The sequence below is a fragment of the Haladaptatus sp. CMAA 1909 genome (genome assembly GCF_043952005.1).
Taxonomy (GTDB): domain Archaea; phylum Halobacteriota; class Halobacteria; order Halobacteriales; family Haladaptataceae; genus Haladaptatus.
This window is the reverse complement of sequence record NZ_JBIOAV010000002.1, coordinates 573,135-588,762: the sequence shown is the minus strand read 5'-3', so window position 1 is coordinate 588,762 and position 15,628 is coordinate 573,135. Positions and strand designations below refer to the sequence as shown.

Annotated in this window: 14 protein-coding genes and 1 pseudogene; 5 read left to right on the top strand and 10 right to left on the bottom strand. The window is 49.6% G+C overall.

The features are described 5' to 3' along the window. Positions 1–37 precede the first annotated feature (37 nt). From ACGYLY_RS20915 to ACGYLY_RS20905, 3 genes are all read right to left on the bottom strand, one after another. Entirely contained in the window at positions 38–184 is a 147-nt protein-coding gene (locus ACGYLY_RS20915; RefSeq protein WP_395284613.1) for a hypothetical protein, read from the bottom strand. A 6-nt stretch (positions 185–190) separates the two neighbouring features. Next, the gene (locus ACGYLY_RS20910) at positions 191–1,486 is read right to left on the bottom strand and encodes a hypothetical protein (protein ID WP_395284614.1); all 1,296 of its coding nucleotides are present in this window, start codon (positions 1,484–1,486) and stop codon (positions 191–193) included. A gap of 120 nt (positions 1,487–1,606) precedes the next feature. Next, complete coding sequence (locus ACGYLY_RS20905; RefSeq protein WP_395284615.1) at positions 1,607–1,849, bottom strand: hypothetical protein; 243 nt, start codon at positions 1,847–1,849, stop codon at positions 1,607–1,609. Between the two features lie 396 nt (positions 1,850–2,245). On the opposite strand from ACGYLY_RS20905, the gene ACGYLY_RS20900 reads away from it, so the two are divergent. Together ACGYLY_RS20900 and ACGYLY_RS20895 are read left to right on the top strand one after the other, a co-directional pair. After that, complete coding sequence (locus ACGYLY_RS20900) at positions 2,246–2,467, top strand: helix-turn-helix transcriptional regulator (protein WP_395284616.1); 222 nt, start codon at positions 2,246–2,248, stop codon at positions 2,465–2,467. Then, positions 2,457–2,759, top strand: coding sequence for a hypothetical protein (locus ACGYLY_RS20895; RefSeq protein WP_395284617.1), 303 nt, complete (start codon positions 2,457–2,459; stop codon positions 2,757–2,759). Before ACGYLY_RS20900 ends, ACGYLY_RS20895 begins: the two co-directional genes overlap by 11 nt. Before the next feature lie 10 nt (positions 2,760–2,769). On the opposite strand, the gene ACGYLY_RS20890 is transcribed toward ACGYLY_RS20895, so the two are convergent. The 3 genes from ACGYLY_RS20890 to ACGYLY_RS20880 form a co-directional block, all read right to left on the bottom strand. Then, on the bottom strand, positions 2,770–3,894 hold the full coding sequence (locus ACGYLY_RS20890) for a hypothetical protein (RefSeq protein ID WP_395284618.1): 1,125 nt from the start codon (positions 3,892–3,894) through the stop codon (positions 2,770–2,772). A gap of 431 nt (positions 3,895–4,325) precedes the next feature. Then, positions 4,326–4,562, bottom strand: coding sequence for a hypothetical protein (locus tag ACGYLY_RS20885; RefSeq protein WP_395284619.1), 237 nt, complete (start codon positions 4,560–4,562; stop codon positions 4,326–4,328). A 135-nt stretch (positions 4,563–4,697) separates the two neighbouring features. After that, positions 4,698–5,408 (bottom strand): phosphoglycerol geranylgeranyltransferase, encoded by a 711-nt coding sequence (locus ACGYLY_RS20880; RefSeq protein ID WP_395284620.1) that lies wholly within the window; start codon positions 5,406–5,408, stop codon positions 4,698–4,700. A 369-nt stretch (positions 5,409–5,777) separates the two neighbouring features. On the opposite strand from ACGYLY_RS20880, the gene ACGYLY_RS20875 reads away from it, so the two are divergent. Then, positions 5,778–6,146, top strand: a complete 369-nt coding sequence (locus ACGYLY_RS20875; RefSeq protein WP_395284621.1) for a helix-turn-helix transcriptional regulator — start codon at positions 5,778–5,780, stop codon at positions 6,144–6,146. An 88-nt stretch (positions 6,147–6,234) separates the two neighbouring features. Here ACGYLY_RS20875 and ACGYLY_RS20870 read toward each other — a convergent pair whose 3' ends face one another. After that, on the bottom strand, positions 6,235–6,441 hold the full coding sequence (locus ACGYLY_RS20870) for a hypothetical protein (protein WP_395284928.1): 207 nt from the start codon (positions 6,439–6,441) through the stop codon (positions 6,235–6,237). Between the two features lie 868 nt (positions 6,442–7,309). On the opposite strand from ACGYLY_RS20870, the gene ACGYLY_RS20865 reads away from it, so the two are divergent. After that, positions 7,310–10,084 carry an alpha-L-fucosidase gene (locus ACGYLY_RS20865; RefSeq protein ID WP_395284622.1) on the top strand — a complete coding sequence of 925 codons (2,775 nt, stop codon included), beginning with the start codon at positions 7,310–7,312 and terminating at the stop codon, positions 10,082–10,084. Positions 10,085–10,355: 271 nt separating this feature from the next. On the opposite strand, the pseudogene ACGYLY_RS20860 reads toward ACGYLY_RS20865, so the two are convergent. The 3 genes and pseudogenes from ACGYLY_RS20860 to ACGYLY_RS20850 all read right to left on the bottom strand — a co-directional run bounded on the left by ACGYLY_RS20860 (position 10,356) and on the right by ACGYLY_RS20850 (position 13,561). Further along, positions 10,356–11,035, bottom strand: a pseudogene (locus ACGYLY_RS20860) (IS6 family transposase). Positions 11,036–12,270: 1,235 nt separating this feature from the next. Then, positions 12,271–12,576, bottom strand: a complete 306-nt coding sequence (locus ACGYLY_RS20855; RefSeq protein ID WP_395284623.1) for a MazG nucleotide pyrophosphohydrolase domain-containing protein — start codon at positions 12,574–12,576, stop codon at positions 12,271–12,273. A 625-nt stretch (positions 12,577–13,201) separates the two neighbouring features. Next, complete coding sequence (locus ACGYLY_RS20850) at positions 13,202–13,561, bottom strand: hypothetical protein (protein WP_395284624.1); 360 nt, start codon at positions 13,559–13,561, stop codon at positions 13,202–13,204. A 1,194-nt stretch (positions 13,562–14,755) separates the two neighbouring features. On the opposite strand from ACGYLY_RS20850, the gene ACGYLY_RS20845 reads away from it, so the two are divergent. Beyond that, the gene (locus tag ACGYLY_RS20845) at positions 14,756–15,556 is read left to right on the top strand and encodes an ABC transporter permease subunit (RefSeq protein ID WP_395284625.1); all 801 of its coding nucleotides are present in this window, start codon (positions 14,756–14,758) and stop codon (positions 15,554–15,556) included. The last annotated feature ends 72 nt before the right edge of the window (positions 15,557–15,628 follow it).

Genomic DNA, 15,628 nt, shown 5'->3' with positions numbered 1-15,628 from the left:
CCTTGCACCGGGATGGTGGCGTGAACCGAAACGGGAGTTAGTCGTCGTGCTGTTCTGCATACCATCGAGCCACATTCGCGGCCATCAGCTGGGACTTCCCGATTCCGGTCTGTCCAAGCGTGATTCGGTGGTATCCGTCGTCTTCTGCCAGTTCGAGCGGTTCGGTTGTGGTATCATCTGTCATAGTTGACTACTCGTATCGCCGGAGGATGTCGCGACCACGGTTCAGTTCGTAATCGGCGCGTTCCTGTTCTTCGCGGGCAGCTTGGGCGTCAATACCGCCGTCGGCATTCAGCGCGTTGTCCACCGAGTGGTAGTTCACCGTCTCATCATCCGCCGACGAGCCAGCGCTAAACGTCGAGTTCTCCGACTGCTCCCAACTCGAATCATCGCTGCGATAGTCCTGGTACTTCTCGTGAACCGCGTGGCCGACGCGCTCGCCGGCTTTGTCGACGTATTCGCCCGCCTTCCGCTGGTTTGACGCGGAAGTACCGAGTGCGACCGACGCCGCGTCGTTCGCGTGTGCGAGCATCTCCTTCGGGAGAATGACCAAGGCGAAGACGAGCCCGCCAACCACGAGGACAAACGTCTCCAGAATACCGAGCACCCCTGACGTCCAGGGGAGATCGGCAAGCAACCGAAGGACGAGTGCCTGAAAGAGCTTCGTGATGATCACGACGCCAAAAAGGTAGACGAACGTGTCGCCGATGCTCTTCAGGAACCCGGAGAAGCACCGACACGCCCAGGCCAGCGGCCATAAGAACACGCTCAAGTAAATAAGCGCGCGCTCAAGCCCGAGGACGAGAATCCCGACCGCGATCGTCCCCGATTGTATCAACCCAAGGAGCGCACCGACGCCAATCCCGACGCCCAGCTTCGCGAGCTTCGAGTTTGTCCGAATGAACTCGGCGCCATCAGGAGCGACCGACATGGCTGTTTCATTCGCGAGATGGAGGATGAGCGGGGGGATGATCCAGGTTGTCGCGACCATGAGAAACGCGATACCGACACGCTTCCAGGCCTGGCGCTTTTCGTACGGATCCGAGCGGTAGAAGGACATACCGAACCCGGCCATGAGCGCCACTGCAGCAAGGCCAGACGTCCATCGTGCGGCTGTATACACACCAGGCCAGAGCCCATTTTGCGGATTGACCCACGTACTCGGTTTGTCGGCTTGCCCGGGCGCTGGAACTGCTGCGACGCTATCGCGAACCGTATTCGCGATGCCTTTCCCGATACCGAGGAAGATTCCGGCGATCGCTTTGAGCTGGCCCTTCGCCATATCAACCGGGTTAATTGATGGGACCAGTCCACCGCCACCACCGCCAAGGATGTCGTCGACAAGGCCCCCGCCGTCGTTTCCACTATTCCCGCCGCTTGTCGAGTTGTTCCCGCTCGTCGTTGTCGTCGCGTTGTCCGGAGGCGACGTTTGCCCGATCCCCGGGAGACCGATCCAGTGGTTCTGCTCGGTGGTCGAATTGTTCATTGCGGCTGATTGAGCGCCGACGGGAGTAGTGAGTAGTGCAACTATCGCGACGAGACAAAGCACCGACAGCCACCTGGTGTTACGATTCTGTATCATAGTCAAAAGGATGAGCCATGTGGCTCACATGATGTTCGCGAAATTCACGCACGAGAGCGTGCTCACGCCTGCTTTGTCGATCACGACCGCGAACAGCGGGAAGAACCACGCGCCAAGGAACGTGATAATCGCACCCTTGAGCGCTTCACGGCCCTCTTTCTTTTTGTCCGACCGAGCGCTTCCCATCTTGTTCACGGCGATCGCACCGCGAAATGCCGAGAGGAGGATCATTCCGAGGGTGATCATCCCGAATGCGAGTGTGATCACAGGACCGAGCCCCGATGAACACATTACGTCACTCGCCTCGTTAGTCGCCTGTGCTGCGACCGGGACCGAAAACACCGACAAGAGAGTGATGATTCCCATACTCTTCCGAACGGATCGCGTGGAAATTACCTCACACGTCCCGGCAAGCACGGATTTCCAAGACCGATCACCCTGTGGTGAGTCGTGTTTGAAGTACTGGAACCAGTTTGAGTTGGTTTTTTCATCTGATTTCGACTTTCGTTCAATCATCGTGTTCACTATGAGATCTAGATCTCTAGATATATACTTTACGGACACAGTGGTCTGGATTGTATTACGAACCCAATTAGTGTGTCCGTAAAGTACTAGTAGTTCGGAATAGGGCTGTTTTACATGCTCCTATACAAACCCAGTAGCATGGTCTCGCTCACAGATGTCGACAAAGAAATTCTCGAACTCCTTCGAGAAGGACGAGCTACGCAATCGTACATTGTCGACGAAACGGGTTTCTCACGCCAACACATCCACAATCGCTTAGGAATCCTTGCCGCTGCCGGCTATCTTGAGAACATTCACGCGAAGACAGCATTGTACGAGCTAGTAGACGATCCGCTTGCTGACGAGGAGAATGGAGGATGAAGCCGTGCAAATTCCGCCACTCTCGATCAAGCCACGAAACGAAAGCGCCCGAGAAGCAATGCGTCGGCACTTCGCGATACTCATCGGCTTACTGAAAGTCGTTCTCGTCGGCAGCATTATTCAGATCGTCGTCCTCGCCTGTGCGTGGGCGCTTGGCCGTCATGTCCTCCACTACTCTAGCACTGCCACTGGCTGGATGGTAATCCTCTCGTGGTTCCTTGCGGCGTATTTCATCAAACTCTATGGGCGGAGCATCTTCCCTGTGAACGCTGATCAGTTCACCCGAGTTTGAAGCACAGAACTCACGCGATTTTTTCGCCGTCGAGAAACACGTTCTTGAGCGTCGCACCTCCGTTCCGAATGACTCGGGCCTTTGTCGCATTCCACCCTGGCGTTTTGATCACGAAGTCTTTGACCGTCGCTTGGCCGACACCTTCGTCGACGACAAGTGCCTTCATCGGCGTATCCTTGATCGTCACCTCCACATTTTGGATCACTGCTTTCTCAACACCGTGCAACGCTGTGAGCGACCATCCAGTCGGCTTTGTCTGAACGATTTTCGTATTCGAGACCGTACACGTGCCGTCGTCGATTCGGATCGGGCGTTGCTCGTAATAGAATTCGCCGCCAAACGAGCGATCGGTCACAACGACACAGTTGTGGATTCGTGAGTTATCGCCGCCGATACGGATATTCGATGCCTGGCTATTCGCCGCGATACAATTCACGACCTCGACCGTCCCATCGCCCGTTCCAGGATGCCCACCAATCACGTAGATGCCGTTGTCCGGCCACCCGCCGAACAATGAGTTCTCGACACGGAGGTATCCCTGTGCCTTCGGATGCATCGTAATTCCCGACGTTGCCCACGATCGACCAGCATACGGCCCACCGTCGTATGTATCTCGCGTGTTGATCGTCTTCTGGTACGTGAGTCCACCAAAGCGAAAGTCAACGTTACTTACGCGGGCTCGGGCTTTCTCCGTTGCTGGGTGTACTCGAAGTGGTCCCTGACAGCCAAGCGAATGCATGCCGACTTGGCGAAGCGAACGAATCTCCGATGTCCCCGCCGTATGGTGATTCAATACCTGTATCCCTTGGTTATCTCCGCGCCAGTCGAGCGTGAACCCGCCGAACACGAACTTCCCTCGATGCGGGTTGTCTGGAATCCCGATTTTGAAGTGCTGGGCGGGACCGTGGAACTCGCCTGCCGAAACGTCGAAGCCGTTGATTGCATCCACCTTCCCGTGAACGAGCGTTGCGTTCTGCCCGATAATACCGAGGTTCTGAAGCCCGACGCGGCGAACCTGGCTGTTCATTTTGTATCTCCCGGGCGGGAAGTAGAGGAGCGTATCACTCCCAATCTCCCGCTGGATGGCGGGCGAAACGTCCTCGTTGCCGGTTGGATCCGCGCCTGCTTTCGCCATGTTCACAACGTTCTGGAACTCGCCGCGCCACGGCTTGGGGTCGATCGATCCGAAATTACCGTTCGTTGCGTTTGTGCTGTTATTTGTCGGCCCTGTGGACGGGACACTCCCACCGCTCGCGCCAGTTGGAAGGAGACAGCCTGACAGCGCTGTCGCTCCTACACTTGTTCCTGTCGCGAGATACGCACGTCTGCTATACGATTTGCGGGTATCCGTGTCAGTAGGTGGAGATGTTGCCATGGAGGGGAATCAATAGTAGTTCAGTGCGAACGTTGTTTCTAGGAGATAGTATTACATCTATCTAGATAAGATTTTCGTGAGTTACTGTATTTACTGATTTAAGTATCTTAGAAGTTGCAACTGTTCCCGTTAGCACACTATGCTAATGAGAAAACAAAAGAGTACTTAACGCAGGCAGATTAACCGACGGGTTAGCGAGTAGTACCGGGAACGAGATTCCACACTTTCTCTGTCGCGACGTACTCACCGTCCTGCTCTTCGATGTATCCTTCAGCAAGGGCCTCGGCTATCGAATCATCAATATCGCCGTCAAAGCGCCCATGCTGGGATGCAACCACACCGATGTGGTCGCGATCGATTGTCGCACGGTTCTGCCCGCCCGTGTTATGCTCGATTATCCGAGCGACGATTGTGGCATTCTCGCTCATATCGACTGGTAGTGCCCGAACGTCGTTAAATCGGCTGGCTGTCTAGGTTAGTATTATATACTAATCTACGAGCGACTGACTGCAAGCGCACACTCTTGATCAACGCAGTGACCACTTCGATTGTTGAATGAAGGATTACGAGTCGTGCTTCGCGTCCAGTGTTCCGCGAACAGTTTCCTTGACTGCCTCGATACCGGCCTCATGGAGCACATCACCGACAATCACTGTATCAGCGACACTCGCCATCTCGTAGGCCGAGTCGTAGTCGTGAATCCCACCACCGTAAAAGAGCTGCGCTGATGAGAGTGCATTATGTACGGCAGCCACAACTGCTGGATCACCGAGGGCGCCGGAATACTCGAGATAAACGATTTGCTGGCCAAGGATCTGTTCGGCGAGTTCAGCATAGGCGATGACGTCATCGACGTCGAGGTCACAGTCTGCTCGCGTGTATGTGGCGACTGCCGACGCCGGATTCAAAACAATATTGGCTTCTGGATGGACAGCTTCCCACTCAAGATCAGACGAACGAACCCATTCGTGGTGTGCTCCTGTGATCCACAGTGGGTCATCGGCATTCAGAACGATCGGGAGCAAGTAGCCAGAGAGTGACTCAGTGTGAAACGACGACGGGCGATAGGTCGGTTCGACAAAAATGGGAATCTCGGCAGAAGCGAGTGCATCAAGAATCGGTTGCACGCGTGCTTCTGTGACGTTCGTAGTTCCTCCAATAATAATTGCGTCTGTGCCCGTGTCAGCAATGCCAGCATAGGTATTCCCATCGTGGAGTGCTTTGTCTGGGTCGACCTTCGTGACGTGATTCCACTGCGTCCACGGAGCCGCCATAGCTCACTGTAATGCGATGACACGCAAACCACTTTCTCTCCGCAAAAATTGATCCACGTTTGTGTACCATTCTAGCCCCCATAGATATTCGTGTCTCACTCTCCGTTTTCGAAATGGAAGTCGTTTGTATCAGCTCGTTCGGGTTTCCCCTTGCTAGAAGTATTAGTCCCTATGAATATCAACTGGGTCCCACAAAGGACTGTGAGGCAACTCCGACTCACCCCAAAGGTTTTGTCGGGGGATCAAAGCAACCAATACGCTTCTCTTCCCGCAATAGCGAGTGTTGGTCACAAACTCTCCCACTCGCTAGCACCAATTTACTATCGTAGTAATAGTAGATTTTAAGTAGCGAAGATTAGTCACTCCAGTATGACTACTTCAGAATCCGACCAAGACGCCTCTGCTGACACACACGAGAACGAATCCGGTCTTGACTTTGCTTCGTATAATCTCCCGACCGATCTCACCGCCTTTCAGGCACACCTCCTGTGTCTCATCTACCGTTTGGGACCCGCTGAGGGCGTCGATCTGCAGGAGGCGTTGGAAGACATCTATCCTGAGCCGATCAATCACGGTCGATTATATCCTGGCCTCGATCGCCTTGTGGAGAAAGGGTTGATCTCAAAACAGACGAAAGCGAGCGATAAGCGACGGAATGCGTATGCGACCGTCGGGAGGGGTGATTGGGCGGTCGAAGAATATCACCAATTCATGCACGATATCGTGACGCCAGAGTAGCTATCAAATCACCTCTAACTGCTGATTGTCGCTTTTTCAGTCGGTCATATCATCGTCTACGATAGGGCTTGAGTCAGGACTAATTCTCTCATGGGAACGCTTCTGCGAACGGAGAGAGTGCGACAATGACTGCTTCAATCGCGAGCACAGCAAGTAACCTACATGATTTGTCAAGTTGCTCAGTAACTGTAGTTACGTCCTCCTTCGTTCGTGAATTGATAGCGACGTTGGCTCCAGCATCGGCGAGCCCTTCTGCGATACCACGACCAATTTCTTTCGTAGATCCAGTAACGATCGCTGATTAACCGCTGTAATCGAACACAGTGTGACCGACCATAGTGTTAGTATAGTATTTCCCCCGAAGAATGCATTGGTGTATTGATTGGAAACAAAATTCGTTGAAACGATACGTGAGTGTCCGTGAGGAAGACAACAATACCCTATCCAGATACACTCGACAATTGATTCGATTATCGGGTTTGTCAATAACTTTTGTACTTATTCTATCGAACCGCTCGCTGGGAAGGCTTAGATTTATACACAGTTGACATTCGTCGGATACGCCACGTTTGACGGTCAGATATTCGAGGTCAGTAGAGTCTCGTCTATGTAATTTTTCGTTCTTACTGCATAACATTTGAATCACTAGTAATACAAAATACGACAAAAATCACTATTGAGTGATTCATTATTACTAGGTTAAGGCAAAATTATAGGAACGAGAGCTCTCCCCACACACAATTCCTTTAGATAATATTTGGATAAAGCAGAGTATTACAGTACGACAACTGTAAACAACCGAGTGCCCACTGAACTTGAAAAATTCCAGTCAGTCTCTTCGAATACTGTACAGAATACAGCACCCGTGCAACTATAATATGACACTTTTATCTTCGCCGATGATCAAAAGAGTGGTCTCACGATAGTGAGCATCTTGACAAAGGATGAATTAGATATATTAATAGCGGTAAGCATTGGTAGATCGAGCGTATTATTTCTGTAATATTTTTAGTAGTATATTTTATGCTAAATAACGCAGGTTTAAAATGTCAGAAGGGGATAAATATTCTATTATCCTTAGTAGGAAGTATAGCTACATTTAATTGTAATTAATTCTTCAAAATATATTTGTATATACAACATATTATATATGCCGTAGATCCATGTCAACAAACGACGCAGAAGAGAGCTCGAGGAATGAGCAAACAGATCATGAAGAACACTCAATTGATATAAACGATATTAACGACGAGCAACAAGATCGAAAGTCACTCAAAGCATCACGACGCCGCTTTCTTGCCGCGAGCGGTGCTCTCACTTTAGCCACAGCGTTTGGTGTCGGGACAGTTGCCGGACAAAGTGAGATGAACCAATCCGCCCCCAAAAGCTTTGAAGAATTCCAAAGCGTAATCGATGACACACTCGAAAATGCACAGTCGGTCATTGACCAGGGTCCTTACGAGCCCACACGCGATTCACTCAAGAACGTAGATCAAGTCCCAGAGTGGTTCCGTGATGATAAGTTTGGCATTTATTTCCATTGGGGTCCATACTCTGTCCCCGCGTACGGATCGGAATGGTACCCTCGTCATATGTACGATACGAATAATTACATGTACGATCATCACTTAGAAGCATATGGCTCTCCGAAAGATTACCCCTATCAAAAATTAGTACAGCAGTTCACTGGCCAAATATTCGACGCTCAAGAATGGGCAGATCTATTTGTACAAGCTGGTGCGCGATTTGCGGGTCCTATTGCAGAGCACCATGATGGTTGGTCAAATTGGGATTCGGCAATTAATCCGTGGAATGCTAGCGATCGAGGACCTCAAACAGATATTACCGGTAAGCTCGAATCAGCGATCCGAAACGAGGGTCTTCACTTTATCACATCGTTCCACCATGCCCGCAACGGCCTCCCCTGGGACGAAGGTGATTTCTCATATATTGATCCTGCAGGGGAGGTCGGCCACTACTCACACGCGTACGAAAACTTCCCATCGGTTACAGAGGGGTGGCCTGAACGAGCGATGTATGCCAATATGTCTACAGAGCTCTTCTTAGAAAGTTGGGAAGCAAAACTTCTAGAGGTGATCAGTCAATATCAACCGGATCTGATTTGGTTTGACAACGCTGTCGAAACTGTCCCAGATGAGTACGCATACAATTTCCTTGCGTACTACTACAACCAAGCGGCCGAAAACGATCAGGATGTCGCCGTCACTCGGAAGCAAGAAGACCTACCTAGTTCGATGAGTATCGAGGACTTCGAGAAGGGACGACCACGGACGATGCAGGATCAAGCGTGGCTAACCGACACTACGCTCTCATTCGGATCTTGGTCATATACAGAAGACCAAACGTACAAATCAGTTGATCAAGTGATTCATACACTGATCGATATTGTCAGCAAGAACGGCCAAATGTTGTTGAACATTTCACCGAAGGCTAACGGTACGATTCCAGATGTACAGCGCGAGCGCTTGCTCGGTGTGGGAGGCTGGCTAGAGACCAATGGTGATGCAGTATACGAAACACGACCCTGGAAGGTATTTGGCGAAGGCCCGACCCGCTTAGATTCGGGTGGCCACTTTGTCGGAAGCGTGGAATATACACAAAAAGACGTACGATACACACAGTCGAAAAATGGAGAAACGCTGTATGCGACCGTCCTTGGATGGCCGGAGAAAGAAGAACTGACTCTCGATGCTGTCAAAGTCGAGAAATACTCTGGCCCGGAGAAATCGAATAATTCCGATAGTGGACAGGTCCCGCCTCACGCTGGTGCGTCCGAGGTCACCTTGCTGGGATACAGAGCGGTTGATTTCAGCGTTGACGATGCCAACAAACAAGTGACGATCGACATTCCAGATCTCTCGGAGTCCGAACGACCGAGTAAGCATGCAATAGCATTCGAATTCAAAGGATTTGAATTAGAGGCACAACCGGGAGATCTCGCGATAACGCCATCGGATATTACTGTTGAGAATGATGGTTCGGGCGTTCTCAATATTTCTGCGACGGTTAATAACGATGGATATTCGACTACGGAAAAATCCTCCCTGCAATTTTTCGAAACATCTGGAGAGGATCAGACACAGCTTGCGTCAAAAACTATTGAGTCGATCCAACCACAGGAGTCATTCACTGTAGACTTTGATTGGGAAATCGGTAGTCAATCGGAAGGAATCTATGAAATCACAGCAGTAATTGATTCCGAAGATTCGGAAGAGAATAATACCGCGGCAAAGATTATCCCGTTACCGATTATGAATCTTGCTGGTGAGTGGCGTTTCCACCGAGGAGATAACACGGACTGGAAGCAATCATCGATTGACGAAAGCGACTGGGAAGTAGTTACTGTTCCCGCCAACTGGGAGGACCATTCCGACTACACGGAGAATCCAGCATATGGCTGGTACCGAAAGTCGATCACAATTCCCAGCAAATGGAAAGGCTATGACCTACATATTCCACTCGGTAAAATCGATGACGTTGATGAAACGTTCTTCAATGGGGTCAAAATTGGGCAATCGGGAACGTTCCCCGAAAACGGAGATGAAACGGCCTGGGAAGAGACACGTCAGTATACGGTAGATCGTGAGGACGTGAATTTCGGTGGAGAGAACACGATTGCTATTCGTGTTTATGATAGCAATGGAGATGGTGGCTTCTATGACGGTCCACTCGGTCCGATTACGGTCAATGCCGACAGTCCTCCACCAGTTGTCGGGGACTCGCGACCGCAAGACCTAGACAGGGATGGTCACTACGAGGATATCAACGGTGACGGGAAGGCCAACTATGATGATATTGTCGACCTTTTCAACAATTCCGAAAAGGACGCAGTGCAGGACAACGTTGACGCGTTTGATTTCAACGAAAACGGGCGGTTCGATTTCGATGATATCGTCGCCCTTTTCAAAAATTTGTAATACTACGAGGCAGAGAAATCAATAATTTCTCTACTATATGATCTGTTCGCGACGTTTTGAAAGGTGATACTAGACCAATAGCGGTAATTAGACCGGAATATGGATTATTTAAATAGCATCCATTCTGGAGATGAATGTCGTGAAACCGTAGGTAATTATCTTAAAATTAATCTCTGAAAAACTGTATTTGGAATATTTAAGTACAGCTATTACCAACCATACTCCATGATCTAAAATCCGCATTCCACTATATTAAAAATTTGGGCACTGTTTAGTTAAGCTCCTCCTTGACAGGTGTTCGGTTTTCAAGCGAATGATGCGGTCTCTGACGGTTATAGTAATGCACAAACTGCTCAAGCCACTGCTGAACGCTCGGCCGACTGCCCACCCATGACGTATGGAAGCGGTCGATCCGCTGCTTGAGCGTGTGAAACCACTTTTCAAGCAGGTTTCGCTCGGTGTCGTCGAGCCGACCGCCCAACCCAATTCGAAAGAGTACAGTCCGATAGCCGTAGTCATCAACGAGAAACATGGCGTCCGAGAGATCGCGTTTCTCGGACAATCCTGACAGAAACGCAACCGCTGAATCAGTCCCATGCTGATCAAACACGGCGATGTCGAGAGGGAACTTCGTTTCGATACTTATTGCATCATACGCCCAAGACCATTCGCCGTTTATTTTGACAGCGGTCTCGTCGACCGCGACCCGCGCCGGCGATGCCAACGATGGGTCGGAGACGCTGTCAGTGATCCTATGAATCCATTGAAAAATCGCTTGATACGACCGTTTCACGCCGAGGAGCGCGAGAGTCCCTTTTGTTTCTCTTATTGAACATCCGGTTGCGTGGAGCCGGACTGCAACGCCCTGATGGGCGTTGCAGTCCGCTCACGCTCCCAACATTCAAGCGTAGCCGTGTCTACACACTCTTTGAGCAGGTTTGAAGGTAGCATGAACAACTAGCGCTTCGACCTGCTCGTCCTTATCTGGACAGTGCTATACTAACTATCCACAAAGTTCTTACTACCAGTGTTCTATAACTCAACATGATTGAGGTTGGAAAACGCTTTTTGTACTTGCACTCCTAGGGGGGTATATTCGGGTACCAGTATGCCTACGAGTTGTCACGGTTGAGTGAACGTATCGATTCGATTGGAAGTACAACACCCTGGGACGAAGTGGAGCCAGCAAACTGGAGCGTCCTTCTTAGTCAGGTCATGAGTATCATTGTGGCAGTGGTTAGTGTGTTTATACTTCTAGGCGGGATATTTTGAATAGCTCTGAATGATGTTGGCTGCTACGAACTGCGCATAGATTGGTTCGAAACTCTCGGGGAGGTTGTACTTCCGATTATCAAATCAGGCAGTAGAAGGGCGGTCGGCCTACTTTGGGCTTTTGCTCCACTTACCGGCCCGTGTAGTCCCAAAAACCGCCAAACCGGCCACTCCAGAGAATCAGGAACCCACCGTCGTCTTGCGTTCTAGTTCAGTTTGTAGTATTTTCAAATCAATAATTGATTTATGTAGAGTATTAGTTGAAATACTTAGAACTGAGATAATAACTGAGAAAAAGGATAGGAGCGAGGAGAATAAAGACAAACCAAAGACCAGGATCAAAGAGAATAGTTCCGACAGGACGATAGGGATAGTATATTTTTGTCCAGATCATCATTCCGATGAAGAGCATGCCAAGGACGGCAAGACCGCCGAGTGCCGGCCTTTCTTTGAGATATTCATTAAGGGCGTTGGTCATTTGTTGCCGATTATTTCTTTGTTAGCGAGCGTTAAAAATCTATCATTGATCCATTCTGTTCATCTTCGTTTGATATGGAGACGTCTACAAATCCCGGACGAGCACGCCGTCGTCGACTTTTTCTTCGGCGAGTTCAATCGTCCGTTCTTCGTGTACCTCGAACCCGTGTTTGTCGTAGAATGATCTTCCCACCTCGTTCCCAGCGATATATTGTCTCGTGAGTAGGGGACTTTTCACTCTCCCAGGGCTGCTTGCAGTCGTTGCCTTTGCTGTATATACACTCGGTGCAGTGGGAGATGCTGCTGGCTTCGATATTGAAACAGCAATCCAGGCATGGCACCTTCCGTCTGGGACGCGAGTCCGAGAGGCACCGAATGAACTCTCGAAATTCATTCAGCCACAAACAAGCAGAGACGAGTAAACGGAGACACGAGAGTCACTTTCCCGATCCTGGATTGTCTTTCTCTTCAATTCGCTCTGTATACTTTGCAAGTGAAGTATCAAGTGCTTTGCTTGCATCAATATCAAGCGAATCAGCGACAGCGAGGAGCGAAAAGAGAACATCACCGATCTCGTCCGCTTCAATGGCAAGCTGCTTCGGATCGTCGCCATAGTCTGTCGACTCTGTTGCATTTTTCGCTACTTCTCCAAGTTCAGAAACCAAATCAAGGAGCCGAAATTCAGGTGGTGCTTCCAACTGATGGTCTTCCAGAAATTCGGAAACTCTTTGTTGTTCTTTCATAGCAACCCGTCATAGTGAATGGACGATAAGAGTGGTGAAGTAAGGCTCCAGAGCTCGCGCAGGTCAAGAAGAATATTGAGACAGTCCACTGGGTGAGTTACCCCTATTTTCTCTCAAATAGCCAACGCCGAGAATATAATTCATATGTTCGTTGTTTGTCGTCGTTGTGAGACTAGCTCAAATAGCATTATACTCAACCCTAGCGCGAGGGATAGTCCAGCACCATACGTCAAGATGAGAAATACAATCGCGGGGTAGTGAACGAGAGTATCACCTAGTGTTCTCACCCCCCAAAATAACCAGAAGCAAGTTAGGAAGATGAGACCGACACTATATCGGCGTATGCCGTGTTTCTGGAGTATAAATGGGATAGCAAAGATTGCTCCAACAGTTATTCCAAGACCGAAAATCAAACTTAGTGTTATACTTGCCATGGCTATTAGGAGTAAATAAGAATGTATGAGTATTTATATTAATTTGCCACTGCCTCATGTTGCACTAAGCAGACGTGGACACACCTGATTTCAAGTGAAGGATGACAGTAGAAAGCCGTCACGACTTACAGAGTAACTATCGATCTCAAATAGTCTGGATGTCTTGTGGACATCCATACAGACGCTACCCGTCACTGATAGAAATTAGAAAGCCGTAGATCAATTCCAAGCGCCTCTGCGATCACCAGAATTGAGCCCCCAAATAAGAACGTATAGGTGATCAGAGTTTGCTCCCCGCGCAGATATCCAACGCCACCAAAGCCAGTGAATAAGAGACCAAGTGCGATCCTATAGCCGTGTGTGTCGTGAATCCCTTTGATCGCACCAGCAAAAAACCAGAGACTCGCTAGCGCCATGAGGCTGATCAATATAACCGATACACGAGTCTCGAAAGCGAACACCACTCCGACAAAACAAAGCGATACAACGACAGCGAGAGTGAATCGACGAAGATCAATTCGCACACCAAGTACGTCGACCGATGGAAGCATAGGTACCTGTTAGAAAACGACCAAAATAAGAGTGTTGTCACGGATTGATTACAATGAAGCCATAGTACCGCCGTCGGCGCAAGTGGTATGGCACTTGTTCCAGCATCGCGTAGTTGTCATCCGGGAGTGGACAAAACACGATGAGCAACCAGTCAGAACCTAGCCGCGGAAGAACCCCTACTTAGTCCCTTACTTATCGAATATTTCCACTCTCCAAGTAAAGCCATCTTTGGATGGGGGGAGAGAACGGACTTTCCCAAAATCAGTTGTTATTAGTATAAGGTACTAATATTGCCACGCCCTTCGGCAGAATCCTATTTCTCGTCAGTGTCCGCTTAATAGGTAGTGGATTTGCTTAAAATTGAGCGGTTGTTCGCGTATTGATTGCTTGCTGAGGATGTGACCGGTTCTAGTGCTTTGGTCGTTTCAGTGACGAAAGTCAGACTCTTGGACAGAATACGCATTTTGCGTCAATACATAGCTTTTTCTTTTTACATGACAACTCATGTTCGGGGAGTAGACAGCGCCATGGATGCTTCCCCATACGTAGTAGCGGCTAGCATCATCCACGCTACCCGCTTTTGACAGACACGGATAGGCTATTAGTTCTTCAGTCACGTCATTGATAGAGATGACGTATTGGTGGGTTGCGGGATTCTCGTTGCTTTCATGGGTGACTTCAAGAAGTCCGGGGACATTGACGTCGAAGGGAAATTGAGTACATCGTAGACTGGGATGAACAGTACGTATTAGTGAAATCGCCCATCAACTCGTGAAAACTCTGCTGATAGTTATGAAAACCGAATATCTTATTTTCTAATAACAGCACAAAGCATATACCAAACCCCCCACATGACCCGGTGTGGCGCGGTCGCCAATGACTCACCAATGGGCTCAATGTTAATCTGGCGCCATCATTCCTGATTCACTGTAACCCCTTCCCCGCCACATCTTCTTGCTCGAACGAATCTGATGTCATCAGATTCTGAGCAGAGAGTGTGCACAATCGAGGGATAAGCGACTTCTAATAACAGAAACATCACCTCTGTAGAGAAAGTAGCATTCTTTCTACCAGCAGTAGTAAAGACTCAATCAGTAGTAAACGTGAGTGGGTCGAACCTTACATCACATACTGCATACAGTCAACTCATCAGTTTCGAGGTCGTTTTACCTGCGTATATTTCAGTGGTAGAAATGGGGTTCGCAGCAGTATACCCGCATTCACCGGACCCGTTCACACTCTACGTTGATTGGATGCACAGATTTGTCACCCTACAATGGGGGCAGTCAGTGTATTACCAGCAACTAGTCATCGATCTGTATCTCCAACGCCTTCCAGTGACAGTAATATACGTTGTTCCCGGCGTTGTAGCCGCGACTCTTATTGGTTCAGGCCTTTCGACATGCGCTGCAGTAGACCAGAATAGCCCACTCGATATCATTCTCTCGGCGATATCCTACATCGGTCTGAGCGTGCCAGCGTTTCTCCTAGCCGCGGTCATCGTCGTTTTGATGCCTACCATCGTTCCCTGGATTCGCATCTACAATCCTTCCCTTGGCATCTGGCATCCAATGAATCTGCTCCGATTGACGCTCCCTACAGGGATTATTGCGCTCAACTTCCTCGCTATTCAGGTTCGCCACGCACAGACAGAGACGGCTGAATGCCTCCAAATGCCGTACGTGAAAACCGCCGAGGCAAAAGGAGCCGGACGATTTCGAATCGCAACCCATATATTTCGAAACATGTGGCCGTCACTGGGATCGCTTGTCCTCGGTGAATCGCTTAGTCTGCTCTTGTTGTTGACGATCGTCATCGAGAAAGTCCTGAAGATCGAGGGAATCGCTATAGCGATCTTTTACAGATTCGCATCAGGCGATCCAATAGTGACGTTCACTGCAGTCTTTGGAATACTACTCATCGGCATTACAGGCACACTCATGCAGGATTTTATACATATTCTGATAGACCCACGTCTTGATACTGACCGATAGCGCACACCTCCGTCTTCAGGTGGGGGAAAAAGTCAACAGTGACTTGCACACCGATTCCACTCACGCACCGCG

Bases quoted from the DNA above. Each gene is read 5' to 3' on its own strand.
- ACGYLY_RS20855 (WP_395284623.1), bottom strand. From the start codon at position 12,576: ATGAAAGAACAACAAAGAGTTTCCGAATTTCTGGAAGACCATCAGTTG.
- ACGYLY_RS20850 (WP_395284624.1), bottom strand. From the start codon at position 13,561: ATGCTTCCATCGGTCGACGTACTTGGTGTGCGAATTGATCTTCGTCGA.
- ACGYLY_RS20845 (WP_395284625.1), top strand. From the start codon at position 14,756: ATGGGGTTCGCAGCAGTATACCCGCATTCACCGGACCCGTTCACACTC.
- ACGYLY_RS20880 (WP_395284620.1), bottom strand. From the start codon at position 5,408: ATGGCGGCTCCGTGGACGCAGTGGAATCACGTCACGAAGGTCGACCCA.
- ACGYLY_RS20910 (WP_395284614.1), bottom strand. From the start codon at position 1,486: ATGAACAATTCGACCACCGAGCAGAACCACTGGATCGGTCTCCCGGGG.
- ACGYLY_RS20900 (WP_395284616.1), top strand. From the start codon at position 2,246: ATGGTCTCGCTCACAGATGTCGACAAAGAAATTCTCGAACTCCTTCGA.
- ACGYLY_RS20895 (WP_395284617.1), top strand. From the start codon at position 2,457: ATGGAGGATGAAGCCGTGCAAATTCCGCCACTCTCGATCAAGCCACGA.
- ACGYLY_RS20865 (WP_395284622.1), top strand. From the start codon at position 7,310: ATGTCAACAAACGACGCAGAAGAGAGCTCGAGGAATGAGCAAACAGAT.
- ACGYLY_RS20885 (WP_395284619.1), bottom strand. From the start codon at position 4,562: ATGAGCGAGAATGCCACAATCGTCGCTCGGATAATCGAGCATAACACG.
- ACGYLY_RS20875 (WP_395284621.1), top strand. From the start codon at position 5,778: ATGACTACTTCAGAATCCGACCAAGACGCCTCTGCTGACACACACGAG.
- ACGYLY_RS20890 (WP_395284618.1), bottom strand. From the start codon at position 3,894: ATGGCGAAAGCAGGCGCGGATCCAACCGGCAACGAGGACGTTTCGCCC.
- ACGYLY_RS20915 (WP_395284613.1), bottom strand. From the start codon at position 184: ATGACAGATGATACCACAACCGAACCGCTCGAACTGGCAGAAGACGAC.